This window comes from Enterobacter sp. BIDMC 26 (genome assembly GCF_000534435.1).
GTDB lineage: Bacteria > Pseudomonadota > Gammaproteobacteria > Enterobacterales > Enterobacteriaceae > Enterobacter > Enterobacter ludwigii.
Map to the genome: position 1 here is coordinate 3348134 of NZ_KI973182.1, position 14441 is coordinate 3362574.

The window sequence follows — 14441 nt, forward strand, 5'->3', positions numbered from 1 at the left end:
ACGTTTGCCAGCGTCTGATGTGGAATTCACACGACTAAGGACTGAGTTATGTCAGAAACCAACACTACCGCCACCACCGGCACATGGACCGAAGAAGAGATCCGCCAGCAACCTGCCAGCTGGATCCGCTCACTCAACAATATCGATAACCTGCGCGCGTCGATCGATAACTTCCTGGCGCCGCTGCTGCGCAAGCACGAGCTACGGATCGTGTTGACGGGGGCAGGCACCTCGGCCTTTATCGGCGACATCATTGCGCCCTGGCTCGCCAGCCACACCGAGAAAAACATTACCGCCGTACCGACGACCGATCTGGTCACGAATCCGATGGACTACCTGAGCGCCGCACACCCGCTGCTGCTGGTGTCGTTTGCCCGTTCCGGCAATAGTCCGGAAAGCGTAGCCGCCGTTGAACTGGCAAACCAGTGTGTGCCGGAGTGCTACCACCTGTCGATCACCTGTAATGAGGCGGGAAGCCTTTATCAGACCGCGGTAAACAGCGATAACGCATATGCGCTGCTGATGCCTGCCGAAACACACGATCGCGGGTTCGCGATGACCAGCAGCATTACCACCATGATGGCAAGCTGCCTGGCAGTCTTCGCCCCGGAAACGATCAACAGCCACACCTTCCGCGATGTGGCCGATCGCTGCCAGACGATCCTCACGTCACTGGGCGATTTCAGCCAGAGCGTCTTTGGCAACGATCCGTGGAAAAGGATCGTCTATCTGGGAAGCGGGGGGCTGCAGGGGGCCGCTCGTGAATCGGCGCTGAAGGTGCTGGAGCTGACGGCAGGCAAGCTGGCGGCGTTCTACGATTCCCCAACCGGTTTCCGTCATGGCCCTAAATCGCTGGTGGATCGCGAAACACTGGTGGTGGTGTTTGTCTCCAGCCACCCCTATACGCGGCAGTACGATCTGGATCTGCTTGCTGAGCTGCGCCGCGATCGTCAGGCCATGCGCGTGGTGGCCATTGCCGCCGAAACCGATCCGGTCGTTGAGGCTGGCCCGCATATCCTGCTGCCCCCTGCCCGCACGTTTATCGATATGGAGCAGGCCTTCTGCTTCCTGATGTACGCCCAGGTCTTTGCCCTGTCCCAGTCACTTCGTGTGGGCAATACCCCGGATACACCGTCCGCCAGCGGCACGGTTAACCGTGTCGTGCAGGGCGTCGTTATTCATCCGTGGCAGGCTTGAGAGGATCCGATCATGAGTATTATTTCGACAAAATATCTTCTGCTGGACGCCCAGGCGAAAGGCTACGCCGTACCGGCGTTCAATATCCATAACGCGGAGACGATCCAGGCGATCCTCGAAGTGTGTAGTGAAATGCGATCGCCGGTGATCCTCGCGGGCACGCCGGGCACCTTTAAGCACATTGCCCTGGAAGAGATCTACGCCCTGTGCAGCGCGTACTCCACCACTTACGACATGCCGCTGGCGCTGCACCTCGATCATCACGAATCGCTCGACGACATTCGTCGCAAAGTTAACGCGGGTGTGCGCAGCGCGATGATCGACGGCAGCCACTATCCGTTTGAGCAAAACGTAAAGCTGGTGAAATCAGTGGTCGACTTCTGCCACCTCAACGATTGCAGCGTTGAAGCCGAACTGGGCCGCCTGGGCGGCGTGGAAGATGACATGAGCGTGGACGCTGAAAGCGCGTTCCTGACCGACCCGCAGGAAGCAAAACGCTTCGTTGCGCTGACCGGCGTCGACAGCCTGGCTGTGGCCATCGGAACCGCTCACGGTCTTTATACCAAACGGCCAAAAATCGACTTTCGACGGCTGGCTGAAATCCGCGACGTGGTGAGCGTACCGCTGGTGCTGCACGGGGCGAGTGATGTGCCGGATGACGATGTTCGCCGCACCATAGAGCTGGGCGTCTGCAAAGTGAACGTGGCAACCGAGCTAAAAATTGCGTTCTCTGGCGCCGTTAAGGCCTGGTTTGCTGAGAACCCGCAGGGCAACGATCCGCGTTTCTACATGCGGGTTGGCATGGATGCCATGAAAGACGTGGTCAGAAGCAAAATCACCGTGTGCGGCTCGGCGAACCGATTGCTGCTCCCGGCGGAAGCCTGATCTCATCGCATAGAACATCAATAACTCAAAAATAACTATAAGCCTCGCAAATATGAAGGCGCGTCCTTAAGCCAGACAGCGCCTTCCATTACGATAAATAATTCCGAGGAGTCCCTACATGACACAGGAAAAGTCGTTTAAATCGAAAGCGTGGGAGTTTTTTCAGAGCCTGGGAAAGACCTTTATGTTCCCGGTCTCCCTTCTGGCCTTTATGGGGTTATTGCTGGGTATCGGTAGTTCTGTTACCAGCCCCTCCACCCTCAAAAGTTTCCCCTTTCTGGGCGGCGAATTAACTCAGCTCACCTTTGGCTTTATTGCCATGGTCGGCGGCTTCGCCTTTACCTATCTTCCCCTCATGTTTGCCATGGCGATCCCAATGGGGCTGGCCAGACGCAACAAAGCAGTGGGCGCTTTTTCCGGGTTTGTTGGCTATATGCTGATGAACATGAGCATCAATTATTACCTGATTGCGACCCACCAGCTTGCCGATGCCGCCTCCATGAGACAAGTCGGGCAATCGATGGTGCTGGGCATTCAAACCCTGGAGATGGGTGTGCTGGGCGGTATCGTGGTTGGGGTCATTACCTTTTTCCTGCACGAACGTTTTCAGGACACCGTTTTACACGACGCGTTCGCCTTCTTTAGCGGCATTCGTTTTGTGCCGATTATCACCGCCCTCACCCTCTCACTGGTGGGGCTGTTTATTCCCCTGCTGTGGGAGTACGTTGCGCTGGGCATTACCGGGATTGGCCATATTATCCAGAGCACCAGCGTGTTCGGCCCGTTCCTCTACGGCGTGGGGGTACTACTGCTCAAACCCTTTGGCCTGCACCATATTTTGCTGGCGATGGTGCGCTTCACGCCCGCGGGCGGTATTGAGATGGTCAATGGTCATGAAGTCGCCGGGGCGCTGAACATTTTCTACGCCGAACTGAAAGCGGGTCTGCCGTTCAGCCCGCACGTTACCGCGTTCCTGTCGCAGGGCTTTATGCCGACCTTTATCTTCGGCTTACCGGCGGTGGCATACGCCATCTATCGCACGGCCCGCCCGGAAAACCGCCCGGTGATTAAAGGCCTGCTGCTCTCCGGCGTGCTGGTCTCTGTCGTCACCGGGATCTCCGAGCCAATTGAATTCCTGTTCCTGTTTATCGCCCCTGCCCTTTACGCCTTCCATATTGTGATGTCGGGCCTGGCGCTGATGGTCATGGCTCTGCTGGGGGTGACCATCGGCAACACCGACGGCGGCATTCTGGACCTGCTTATCTTCGGGGTCATGCAAGGGATGTCGACCAAATGGTATCTGGTATTCCCGGTAGGCATTGCCTGGTTTGCCCTCTACTTCTTCGTCTTCCGCTGGTACATCCTCAAACACGATATTAAAACGCCGGGCCGTGAAGTGGACACCCAGGGTGCACAGCAAGCCGTCGAGGCCAATACCCGGGCACGCGGAAAATCGAAATACGATCATGGGCTTATCCTGCGTGCGCTCGGCGGTAAAGAGAACATCGAGTCGCTTGATAATTGCATTACCCGGCTGCGTCTGGTGGTGAAAGACATGAGTCTCATCGACCAGCAGGCGTTAAAAGAGGCCGGTGCATTGTCGGTTGTGGTGCTGGATGCGCACAGCGTCCAGGTGATCATCGGCCCGCAGGTGCAAAGCGTAAAAACCGGCATTGAAGCCTTAATTTAACAGGGGGTGGTGGTGTTTAATTTTGACGAAATCATTGAGCGTAAAAGCGACCGGTGTCGAAAATGGGATCACGCCTTTGTCCGCTCGCGCTTTGGTGATGTGCCTGAAGGTTTTATCCCGCTGTGGATTGCCGATATGGATTTCACCTCCCCACCTGCCGTGACAGAAGGTTTCCAGCGCATCGTGGAGCATGGCACCTTCGGCTACACCTGGTGCTTTGACGAATTTTACGATGCGGTTATCGCCTTCCAGCACGAACGTCATCAGGTTGACGTCGATAAATCGTGGATCACGCTGACGTACGGTACCGTCTCCACGCTGCATTATACGGTTCAGGCGTTTTGTAAACCTGGCGACACGGTGATGATGAACACACCGGTGTACGATCCGTTTGCCATGGCCGCCCAGCGTCAGGGGGTAGCGATACTGGCAAACCCGCTGTGCGTGAGGGAAAATCGCTACCAGCTTGATTTTAATCTGGTGGAAGAACAGCTCAGAACGCACCGTCCAAAACTGTGGTTCTTCTGCTCGCCGCATAACCCTTCCGGCAGGATCTGGCACGCCGATGAGATACGCCAGGTGTCAGACCTCTGTCAACGCTACGGCACCCTTCTGGTGGTTGATGAGGTCCACGCCGAACATATTCTGGACGGTCATTTCGTCAGCTGTCTGGCATCCGGCTGCGCGGCGCAGGACAATCTGATCCTGCTGACCTCCCCGAATAAAGCGTTCAACCTTGGCGGGCTGAAAACCTCCTACGCCATCATTCCGGATGCCACCCTGCGCCAGCGCTTTCGCCACCAGCTTGAGAAGAACGCCATCACCTCACCCAATATATTCGGGATATGGGGAATTATTCTTGCCTACCAGCATGGTTTGCCGTGGCTCGACGCGCTGAACGGCTATCTGCGCCGTAACGCTTGCTATCTGGCAGAGGCCATCCAGACCCACTTCCCGGCCTGGAAAATGATGAACCCGGAATCATCGTATCTGGCCTGGGTTGACGTCAGCGCAGATGAACGTAGCGCCACTGAATTGACCCGACATTTCGCCCATCAGGCTGGCGTCGTCCTCGAAGATGGCAGCCACTACGTCCAAAACGGCGAACACTACCTGCGCATTAATTTCGGCACCCAGCGCTACTGGCTGGAGCAGTCCATCACCCGAATGCTGAAGCATTACTAATAAGGATCTTACCCTGATGAAAAAAGTGCTCACACTCTCGATGCTTGCCTTGTGTGTTTCTCATGGCGCGGCGGCAGCGCAATACGCGCTTGATAACGACTCCATTGCCCTCTCGTTTGATGACGCCAGTTCAACGGTGGTAGTGAAAGACAAAACGGCTAACCATCCGCTCACGCCGCAGGAGCTGTTCTTTCTGACCCTGCCGGATGAGACCAAAATTCACACCGCAGATTTTACAATTAAGCATGTAGAAAAACAGGCCAACGCGATTGTCATTGATTTCACCCGTCCGGATTTTAACGTGACGGTGAAGCTGAATCTGGTGAAGGGAAAATATGCCAGTATTGATTACACCATTGCGGCCGTCGGCCAGCCGCGAGAGGTGGCGAAAATCACCTTCTTCCCGACGAAAAAACAGTCTCAGGCACCGTACGTTGATGGCGCCATCAACAGCTCGCCCATTATTGCTGATTCGTTCTTTATCCTGCCGGATAAGCCCATCGTTAATACGTATGCCTATGAAGCGACGACCAATCTGAACGTGGAGCTGAAAACGCCGGTTCAGCCTGACGCGCCGGTCAGCTTTACCACCTACTTTGGTACGTTCCCGGAAACCAGCCAGCTGCGCCGTAGCGTAAACCAGTTTATCGACGCCGTGCGCCCACGGGCGTACAAACCCTATCTGCACTATAATAGCTGGATGGATATCGGCTTCTTTAACCCCTACACCGAACAGGATGTGCTGGGGCGGATGGATGAGTGGAATAAAGAATTTATCACCGGACGCGGCGTGGCGCTGGATGCATTCCTGCTGGACGATGGCTGGGACGATCGTACCGGACGCTGGCTGTTTGGCCCGGCCTTCAGCCACGGCTTTGGTAAGGTCAGGGAAAAAGCAGACAGTCTGCACAGCTCCGTCGGGCTGTGGCTCTCACCGTGGGGAGGTTATAATAAGCCGCGCGATATTCGCGTCTCCCATGCCAAAGAATACGGCTTTGAAACGGTAGACGGGAAGCTGGCTCTCTCGGGCCAGCGCTACTTCAAAAACTTCAATGAGCAGATCATCAAGCTGATTAAAAACGAACATATCACCTCGTTTAAGCTCGACGGGATGGGCAACGCCAACTCGCATATTACTGGCAGCCAGTTCGCGTCCGATTTTGATGCGTCTATCGCCCTGCTGCATAACATGCGCAGCGCAAACCCCAATCTGTTTATCAACCTGACGACCGGTACCGACGCCAGCCCGTCCTGGCTGTTCTATGCCGACTCCATCTGGCGTCAGGGGGATGACATCAACCTTTACGGCCCCGGCACGCCGGTACAGCAGTGGATGACCTACCGCGATGCTGAAACATACCGCTCTATTGTGCGTAAAGGCCCACTGTTCCCGCTGAACTCGCTGATGTACCACGGGATAGTTAGCGCGGAAAATGCCTATTACGGACTGGAGAAGGTGCAAACGGACAGCGATTTTGCCGATCAGGTCTGGAGCTACTTCGCCACAGGGACGCAACTGCAGGAGTTATATATCACGCCATCAATGCTGAATAAGGTGAAATGGGACACCCTGGCGCAGGCAGCAAAATGGGCGCGAAATAACGCCAGCGTGCTGGTGGATACGCATTGGATCGGTGGCGACCCGACGGCGCTTGAGGTTTACGGCTGGGCCTCCTGGAGCAAAGACAAAGCCATTCTGGGCTTGCGAAACCCGTCAGATAAGCCGCAAAGCTATTATCTGGATTTGGCAAAAGACTTTGAAATCCCGACAGGGGACATGGCGCAGTTCAGTCTGAACGCCGTGTACGGCAATAACACAAGCGTACCAGGAGAGTATCAAAAGGCCGTGGTGATTACGCTGCAGCCGCTGGAAACGCTGGTGTACGAGGCCATTCCCGCGAAGTAAAATAAACTGGCCCGGCGTGATTGCCGGGCCGATAAATTACCCCTGCTGCTCCAGCGCATATTTATACAGTGCGTTTTTCTTCACGCCGTGGATCTCTGCCGCCAGCGCAGCCGCTTTCTTGAGCGGCAGTTCAGCCTGCAGCAGCGCAAGTGTACGAAGCGCATCGGCAGGCAATGCGTCCTCCTGCGCCTTATGTCCTTCGACAATCAGCACCATCTCACCCTTGCGGCGGTTTTCGTCTTCCTTCACCCACGCCAGCAGTTCTCCTACCGATGCGCCGTGAATGGTTTCCCAGGTTTTGGTCAGCTCGCGTGCCAGCACCACGTAGCGGGCTTCACCCCAGACGGTCACCATATCTTCCAGGCTTTCCAGCAGGCGATGCGTAGATTCGTAGAAAATCAGGGTGCGCGGTTCAGCTTCCAGCGCTTTTAACACGTCGCGGCGGCCTTTGGATTTGGCAGGCAGGAAACCTTCATAGCAGAAGCGGTCGGAAGGCAGACCCGCAGCGCTCAGCGCCGCGATAGCCGCACATGGGCCAGGCAGCGGCACCACGCGGATCCCGGCTTCACGGCAGGTACGCACCAGATGGTAGCCAGGGTCGTTAATCAGCGGCGTACCCGCATCGGAGACCAGGGCAATGTTCTGCCCCTCTTTCAGCTTCGCCACCAGCGTTTCGGCTTTTTGTTGCTCATTGTGATCGTGTAACGCGAACAAACGCGCGCTAATGGCGAAGTGCTGGAGCAGTAAGCCTGTGTGTCGGGTATCTTCAGCGGCAATTAAATCAACAGCCTGCAATACGGTAAGCGCACGTTGGGTAATATCAGATAAATTCCCGATAGGAGTAGGTACAATATAGAGCTGGCCTTGAGAATTATCTGCCGTTTCGTGTTGTTTCATTGTTTCGTCCGTATTGCCGATTTAATATTGAGCATTGCGTAAAAAAAATCACTGGATACAGTATGGTACCGTTAACGTTTCTTCGAAAAAAAGCCACGCGCAGCGTGCCGCTCCTGCTGGCAGCCCTGATCTTTGCAGGCTGTGGCACCCAGGCACCCGACCAGAGCACCGCCCATTTGCAGGGTTCTGCTCAGGCTGACTCTGGCTTTTATCTGCAACAAATGTCGCAGAGCTCAAATGATACCAAGACCAACTGGCAATTACTCGCCATTCGTGCACTGCTGAAAGAGGGTAAAACCCAGCAGGCTGCCGAATTGTTCAACCAGTTGCCAAAAGATCTGAATGATGTTCAGCGTCGTGAGCAGAGCCTGCTCTCTGCCGAGCTGAAAGTCGCGCTGAAAGATTACGATGCCGCGAAAAAGATCCTCGGGGATATCGACGTGAGCGCGCTGGACAAAAATCAGCAGGCTCGCTTCTGGCAGGCGGGCATTACCGCTGAACAGGGCCGCCCTTCCCTGACGCTGCTCCGTGCGCTGATCGCCCAGGAGCCTCTGCTCGGCGGGGCTGATAAGCAGAAAAATATCGATGCCACGTGGCAGGCGCTGGCCTCTATGACGCAGGAACAGGCGCGTGCACTGGTGATCAATGCAGATGAAAACGTCCTGCAGGGCTGGCTGGATCTGCAGCAGATGTGGTTTAACAACCGCAACGATCCGAAGATGCTGAAAGCCGGTATCACTGACTGGCAGACCCGCTACCCGCAGAATCCGGGCGCGAAAATGCTGCCGACGCAGCTGGTAAACGTGCAGAACTTTAAGCCGGCCTCGACCAGCAAGATTGCACTCCTTCTGCCCTTAAACGGTCAGGCGGCGGTATTCGGTCGCACTATTCAGCAGGGTTTTGAAGCCGCGAAAAACGGCACGACGCCAGTGACGGGCAGCGCAGTGCCGACCCAGGCGGCACAGGCGGCAAACGTGAACGATGTGGTCAGCCCTTCCGCCGCTGAAACCAGTGACCTGACCACCGCGCAGACGCCGGCACAGGGGACGATGCAGAACCCGGTAACGGCCCCTACGACGGCAACGCCAGCGCCGGCTGAAACGCAAGCAGCTCCGGCGACTGACGCCGCGTCTGAACAACCTCAACCGCAGAACGTTCAGCCTGCACCGTCCGCCACGCCGGCTGAAACTCAAGCAGCTCCGGCGACTGACACCGCTTCTGAACAACCTCAACCGCAGAACGTTCAGCCTGCACAGCCCGCAGAACAAACGGCACAACCTGTCGCGCAAACACCGTCGGTGGCCACCACCAGCGCGAACCCGGGTGCTGAGCTGAAAATCTACGACACCAGTTCGAAGCCGCTTGACCAGGTACTGGCGCAGGTTCAACAGGATGGTGCGAGCATCGTTGTCGGCCCGCTGCTGAAAAACAATGTCGAAGAGTTGATGAAGAGCAATACCACGCTGAACGTGCTGGCACTCAACCAGCCAGAGCAGGTTCAGAACCGGGCCAATATTTGCTACTTCGCGCTGTCGCCAGAAGATGAAGCCCGCGATGCGGCGCGTCATATTCACGAGCAGGGTAAACAGGCTCCGCTGTTGCTCATCCCACGCAGTACGCTGGGGGATCGCGTTGCTAATGCTTTTGCCGATGAGTGGCAGAAGTTGGGCGGCGGTATTGTGCTGCAGCAGAAATTCGGCTCCGCGTCTGAACTGCGCGCGGGCGTCAATGGCGGAGCGGGCATTGCCCTCAACGGCAGCCCGGTCAGCGCAAGCCTGCCGCAGCAGCAGAGTGTGACCATTGGCGGTCTGTCGATCCCTGCGCCACCTACCGACGCGCAGATCAGCGGTGGCGGTAAAGTGGATGCAGCGTATATCGTTGCCACCCCGCAGGAAATCGCCTTCATCAAACCGATGATTGCAATGCGTAACGGCAGCCAGAGCGGCGCAACGCTGTACGCCAGTTCACGCAGCGCGCAAGGTACCGCCGGCCCGGATTTCCGTCTGGAGATGGACGGCCTGCAGTACAGCGAAATTCCCATGCTCGCAGGCAGTAACCCGGCACTGATGCAGCAGGCGCTGAGCACCGTCCGCAACGACTACTCTCTGGCACGTCTGTATGCCATGGGTGTCGATGCCTGGGCGCTGGCGAACCACTTTACCCAGATGCGTCAGGTGCCGGGCTTTGAGCTTAACGGCAATACCGGCGATCTGACGGCCACTCAGGATTGTGTGATTAACAGGAAGTTATCATGGCTCAAATACCAGCAGGGGCAAATCGTCCCGGCCAGTTAAGCCGTAAAGAGACCGGTGACGCGTGGGAATTAAAAGCGCGTCGCTGGCTTGAAGGCAAAGGACTGCACTTTATCGCCGCTAACGTTCGCGGACGTGGCGGCGAAATCGACCTCATCATGAAAGACGGTGAGGTCATCGTGTTTGTAGAAGTTCGCTACCGACAGTCTTCCCGTTTTGGCGGCGCTGCCGCCAGCGTGACGTTCGCCAAACAACATAAATTATTACAGACTGCCCACTTGTGGCTTGCCCGCCATAATGGGAGTTTTGATACTGTGGATTGCCGGTTCGATGTGGTAGCCTTCACCGGCAATGCGATCGAATGGCTGAAAAACGCTTTTGGCGAAGACGCATAATTAAGATTTAAAAGGGATAACGTGCTCGAAAGAATTAAAGTGTGCTTCACTGAAAGCATCCAGACTCAGATTGCAGCGGCGGAAGCCCTTCCGGACGCTATCTCTCGTGCCGCCATGACGCTGGTGCAATCCCTGCTCAACGGCAACAAAATCCTCTGTTGTGGCAATGGCACTTCAGCCGCCAACGCACAGCATTTTGCTGCCAGCATGATCAATCGTTTTGAAACAGAACGACCGAGTTTACCCGCCATTGCACTTAATACCGATAATGTGGTCTTAACAGCGATTGCTAACGATCGTCTGCATGATGAGATTTACGCAAAGCAGGTGCGAGCCCTGGGTCATGCCGGAGATGTTCTGCTGGCAATCTCCACGCGCGGCAACAGCCGGGACATTGTCAAAGCCGTTGAAGCCGCCGTCACCCGCGACATGACTATCGTTGCCTTAACAGGCTATGACGGTGGTGAGCTGGCGGGTTTGCTTGGGCCGCAGGATGTGGAAATCCGCATTCCCTCTCACCGTAGCGCGCGCATTCAGGAGATGCATATGCTCACGGTGAACTGCTTATGCGATTTGATCGATAACACGCTTTTCCCTCACCAGGATGATTAAGGAGTTCTTATGAAGGCTTTATCGACCCTCGCAGTCCTTATGTCTGCATTACTGCTTCAGGGATGTATCGCTGCGGCTGTCGTGGGTACCGCCGCGGTTGGTACTAAAGCGGCAACCGACCCGCGTTCCGTAGGGACACAGGTCGATGACGGTACGCTGGAGCTGCGCGTCAACAGTGCGCTGTCGAAAGACGAACAAATCAAGAAAGAAGCACGTATCAACGTCACGGCCTATCAGGGCAAAGTGTTGCTGACGGGCCAGTCGCCGAATACCGAACTCTCCAGCCGCGCAAAACAGATCGCAATGGGCGTTGAGGGCACCACGGAAGTCTTCAATGAAATCCGTCAGGGGCAGCCAATCAGCCTGGGTACCGCGTCGTCTGATACCTGGATCACCACCAAAGTACGCTCCCAGCTGCTGGGCTCGGACCAGGTGAAATCCTCAAACGTGAAAGTGACAACGGAAAACGGCGAAGTGTTCCTGCTGGGTCTGGTCACCGCCCGTGAAGGGAAAGCGGCGGCCGATATCGCCAGCCGGGTGAGCGGCGTGAAACACGTCACCACCGCCTTCACCTACATCAAGTAACCAGAACGTCTGACAGAAAGCCCGGTAAGCGGTAACGCTACCGGGCTTTTTTTATACTAGTGCAATACTTCCTACTATCACCCCGCTCAGCGCCACCAGCCCCGCGGTCAGCCACAGCGCTTTCGCCGGGAATGACTTACGCAACATGACAAGCGACGGCAGGCTGATTGCAGGCAAGGTAATCAGCAGCGCCAGTGCAGGCGCGGTGCCCATCCCGGCCAGCATCATGGTCTGAACAATGGGAATTTCAGCGGCCGTTGGGATCACGAACAGGCAACCGGCAACGGCCATTGCAACGACCCACAACAGCGTGTTGTCGATAGCCCCGTCAGCATGCGGGAACAGCCAGACGCGCGCCGCGCCCAGCACCAGAACCGCCAGGATATAGACCGGAATGGTGCTCCAGAAAAGTTGCCACAGCGCCCTGCCCCAGCGCGCGAAGAAGCCGCCCTGCGGTTCGCTGATATCCACGTCAACTGACGCAGGTGTTACGGTTTTGTCTTTCACCAGATGTTGCACCAGGGTCGCCACGACCAGCACCGTCAGCAGACCGGCCACCAGACGAATAAAGGCGAAATGCCAGCCCAGCACAAAGCCCATAAACACCAGCGTCGCCGGGTTTAACAACGGGTTCCCCATCCAGAAAGCAAGCGCACCGCCCATCGAGACGCGCTGACGACGCATCCCGGCGGCCACAGGCGCTGCACAGCACGAGCACATCATGCCCGGCAGGGAGAAAATCGTCCCCAGCAGCGTACCCTGAAAGCGGGGCTGACCGAGGGTTTTCACCAGCCAGTGACGCGGGATAAGCACCTGAATCAGCGAGCCCAGCAGGACGCCCAGTACCGCTGCTTTCCAGACGGCAAGGAAATAGACCATGGCGTAATCCCACGCCGCCTGAAGCGGGCTGGAATCAGCCTGAGCGAGAATAGATTTTCCGATACTGTGCGTTTCGGCGGCCGTGAAGGCTTTACCGTAGTACGGCTGCCATTTCACATACCAGAGGCCGATGATGACCACGAGAAAGAAGAGCGCGGGCTTCCACCATTGAACAGGTGAAGCCGCCTGAGATGAAGACTGACCAGTCATAGCATTCCCCGGAGAGTAGTAGGTTATTAGCCGGGGGAGTTTACGCCTCGCCCTGTGCGATTTCACGCAGTTTTGCCGACGGGATGATATTCACGCCCTCCTGCGATGGCGAGAGCCCTTCTTTTAGCATCGCACGCGCCACGTCCGCTGCCTCAATGGATTTCCAGTTACCCGGCAGGATGCGGAACAGAGGCGCGAAAAACGATTCGTTAAAACGGCGTTCATCCCGGTGCCCGAGCAGCATGGAGGGGCGAACAATGGTCAGTTGCTCCCACTTCTGGGCAATCAGCGCCTCTTCCATTTTGCCCTTCACCTTGTTGTAGAAAAAAGGTGACCCGGCATTGGCACCGAGCGAACTGATCACCACAAAATGTGTGGCCCCCAGCTTTTTAGCCGTCAGCGCTGTATCGACCACCAGCGTGTAGTCCGCATGCACAAACGCCTCTTTACTGCCCGCTTCACGCAGCGTTGTACCGAGGCAGCAAAAGGCGATATCAACAGGATCCTGTACCTGCGCCAGTGCGTCGGTAAGCTGCGGGTCGTGGGGGTTAAAGACGCCGGAGATATCCGCGAGAGGCCGACGCGTCGGGGCGGCAATATAGTTAACCCGGTGCTCCTGAAGCAGCAGCCGCAGCAGATGTCCGCCCACCAGCCCGGTCGCGCCGGTAATCAGTACCTGACTCATCTCATCTCCCCTTTACAGAATTGTCCGTTTGCGAACTCAGCGTCGTCGACCACACTTAGAAGTCTGTTACAGGTAAGTATTTACCACAAGCGGAGAAAAATCTGTCTGAAGCCAAAACAACGGAGGAAGCATGGGCAAGAAAATCGCAGTCTTGATCACCGACGAGTTTGAAGATTCAGAATTCACCTCGCCAGCCGAGGCATTTCGCAAGGCAGGACATGAGGTCATCACCATTGAGAAAGAGGCGGGTAAAACGGTGAAAGGCCATAAGGGCGAAGCCAGCGTGACCATCGATGAAACCATCGATAACGTCAGCCCGTCAGATTTCGATGCCCTGCTGTTACCCGGCGGTCATTCACCGGATTCCCTGCGCGGGGATGAACGGTTCGTGACCTTCACGCGAGACTTTGTCTCGACGGGCAAACCGGTCTTTGCCATCTGCCACGGTCCGCAACTGCTCATCAGCGCAGATGTCGTGCGCGGGCGTAAACTCACGGCCGTAAAACCGATCGTTATCGATTTGAAAAATGCGGGGGCTGAGTTTTACGATCAGGAGGTTGTGAACGACAAAGACCAGCTGATCACCAGCAGGACCCCGGACGATCTGCCCGCGTTTAACCGTGAAGCGCTACGCCTGCTCGGCGCGTAGCCAGTGAAGCTTTGTGCCAAAGCCCAGGGTGTTGTCGGTAAATTTCAGCTCATCAAGGCGGATTTCCCACACCGGAGCTTTTAGCGCAATGGCAACCGGAAAGCGGCGCGTGTAGCGTTTACGCTGCGCGTCGCTCTCTTCTCCGTCCAGGCGGCGGATCTCCCCTTTAAACTGCAGGCCACGAATCAGCGCGACCGTTTTAGGCTGGCCGTTCACCGTGCCCGCCACCTTCGCCTGCGGACCCGACATTTGCGCATGACGGGTTTTATCCTCGCTCAGGACATAAAAGGCGACGCGCTCTGGATCGTAGTAATAAAACGCGTTTGCACACCACATTTCACCTTCGTCATACACGCACCAGGTGACGACATGCTGTTTTGCCAGCCAGCGGTTAATGGTAGTCAGAGTTTCCAT

At 56.4% G+C, this 14441-nt stretch carries 14 protein-coding genes; 10 read left to right on the top strand and 4 right to left on the bottom strand.

The window, feature by feature from the left end; genetic code table 11:
• Nucleotides 1-48 precede the first annotated feature (48 nt).
• From L462_RS07645 to L462_RS07625, 5 genes are all read left to right on the top strand, one after another.
• The gene (locus L462_RS07645) at nt 49-1197 is read left to right on the top strand and encodes an SIS domain-containing protein (RefSeq protein WP_032679034.1); all 1149 of its coding nucleotides are present in this window, start codon (nt 49-51) and stop codon (nt 1195-1197) included.
• Between the two features lie 12 nt (nt 1198-1209).
• Complete coding sequence (gene kbaY / locus L462_RS07640; RefSeq protein ID WP_014171757.1) at nt 1210-2082, top strand: tagatose-bisphosphate aldolase subunit KbaY; 873 nt, start codon at nt 1210-1212, stop codon at nt 2080-2082.
• 118 nt (nt 2083-2200) lie between these two features.
• Nucleotides 2201-3772, top strand: a complete 1572-nt coding sequence (gene malX, locus L462_RS07635; RefSeq protein WP_032679035.1) for a maltose/glucose-specific PTS transporter subunit IIBC — start codon at nt 2201-2203, stop codon at nt 3770-3772.
• 12 nt (nt 3773-3784) lie between these two features.
• Nucleotides 3785-4957: a MalY/PatB family protein gene (locus L462_RS07630; protein WP_032679036.1), complete on the top strand. Its 1173-nt coding sequence runs from the start codon at nt 3785-3787 to the stop codon at nt 4955-4957.
• A 16-nt stretch (nt 4958-4973) separates the two neighbouring features.
• Nucleotides 4974-6863 carry an alpha-galactosidase gene (locus tag L462_RS07625; RefSeq protein WP_032679037.1) on the top strand — a complete coding sequence of 630 codons (1890 nt, stop codon included), beginning with the start codon at nt 4974-4976 and terminating at the stop codon, nt 6861-6863.
• Between the two features lie 36 nt (nt 6864-6899).
• Here L462_RS07625 and rsmI read toward each other — a convergent pair whose 3' ends face one another.
• Entirely contained in the window at nt 6900-7760 is an 861-nt protein-coding gene (rsmI, locus tag L462_RS07620; RefSeq protein ID WP_032679038.1) for a 16S rRNA (cytidine(1402)-2'-O)-methyltransferase, read from the bottom strand.
• A gap of 62 nt (nt 7761-7822) precedes the next feature.
• Between rsmI and L462_RS07615 the strand changes: the two genes are divergently transcribed.
• Genes L462_RS07615 through dolP form a run of 4 tightly spaced genes read left to right on the top strand, consistent with a single transcriptional unit; the run spans nt 7823 to nt 11604 of the window.
• The gene (locus L462_RS07615; RefSeq protein ID WP_032679039.1) at nt 7823-10054 is read left to right on the top strand and encodes a penicillin-binding protein activator; all 2232 of its coding nucleotides are present in this window, start codon (nt 7823-7825) and stop codon (nt 10052-10054) included.
• Nucleotides 10012-10407: a YraN family protein gene (locus tag L462_RS07610; RefSeq protein WP_020883549.1), complete on the top strand. Its 396-nt coding sequence runs from the start codon at nt 10012-10014 to the stop codon at nt 10405-10407. The genes L462_RS07615 and L462_RS07610 overlap by 43 nt, the downstream gene beginning before the upstream one ends.
• Before the next feature lie 21 nt (nt 10408-10428).
• Complete coding sequence (diaA, locus tag L462_RS07605) at nt 10429-11019, top strand: DnaA initiator-associating protein DiaA (RefSeq protein ID WP_003861754.1); 591 nt, start codon at nt 10429-10431, stop codon at nt 11017-11019.
• 9 nt (nt 11020-11028) lie between these two features.
• Nucleotides 11029-11604 carry a division/outer membrane stress-associated lipid-binding lipoprotein gene (gene dolP, locus L462_RS07600; RefSeq protein WP_032679040.1) on the top strand — a complete coding sequence of 192 codons (576 nt, stop codon included), beginning with the start codon at nt 11029-11031 and terminating at the stop codon, nt 11602-11604.
• A gap of 51 nt (nt 11605-11655) precedes the next feature.
• Here the strand turns inward: dolP and L462_RS07595 are convergent, their stop codons facing one another.
• Together L462_RS07595 and L462_RS07590 are read right to left on the bottom strand one after the other, a co-directional pair.
• Nucleotides 11656-12693, bottom strand: a complete 1038-nt coding sequence (locus tag L462_RS07595) for a permease (RefSeq protein ID WP_032679041.1) — start codon at nt 12691-12693, stop codon at nt 11656-11658.
• Nucleotides 12694-12733: 40 nt separating this feature from the next.
• The gene (locus L462_RS07590; protein ID WP_020883547.1) at nt 12734-13378 is read right to left on the bottom strand and encodes an NAD(P)H-binding protein; all 645 of its coding nucleotides are present in this window, start codon (nt 13376-13378) and stop codon (nt 12734-12736) included.
• Between the two features lie 130 nt (nt 13379-13508).
• Between L462_RS07590 and L462_RS07585 the strand changes: the two genes are divergently transcribed.
• Nucleotides 13509-14027: a type 1 glutamine amidotransferase domain-containing protein gene (locus tag L462_RS07585; RefSeq protein ID WP_014171767.1), complete on the top strand. Its 519-nt coding sequence runs from the start codon at nt 13509-13511 to the stop codon at nt 14025-14027.
• Here L462_RS07585 and L462_RS07580 read toward each other — a convergent pair.
• Nucleotides 14007-14441, bottom strand: coding sequence for a YhbP family protein (locus L462_RS07580; protein WP_020883546.1), 435 nt, complete (start codon nt 14439-14441; stop codon nt 14007-14009). The genes L462_RS07585 and L462_RS07580 overlap by 21 nt on opposite strands.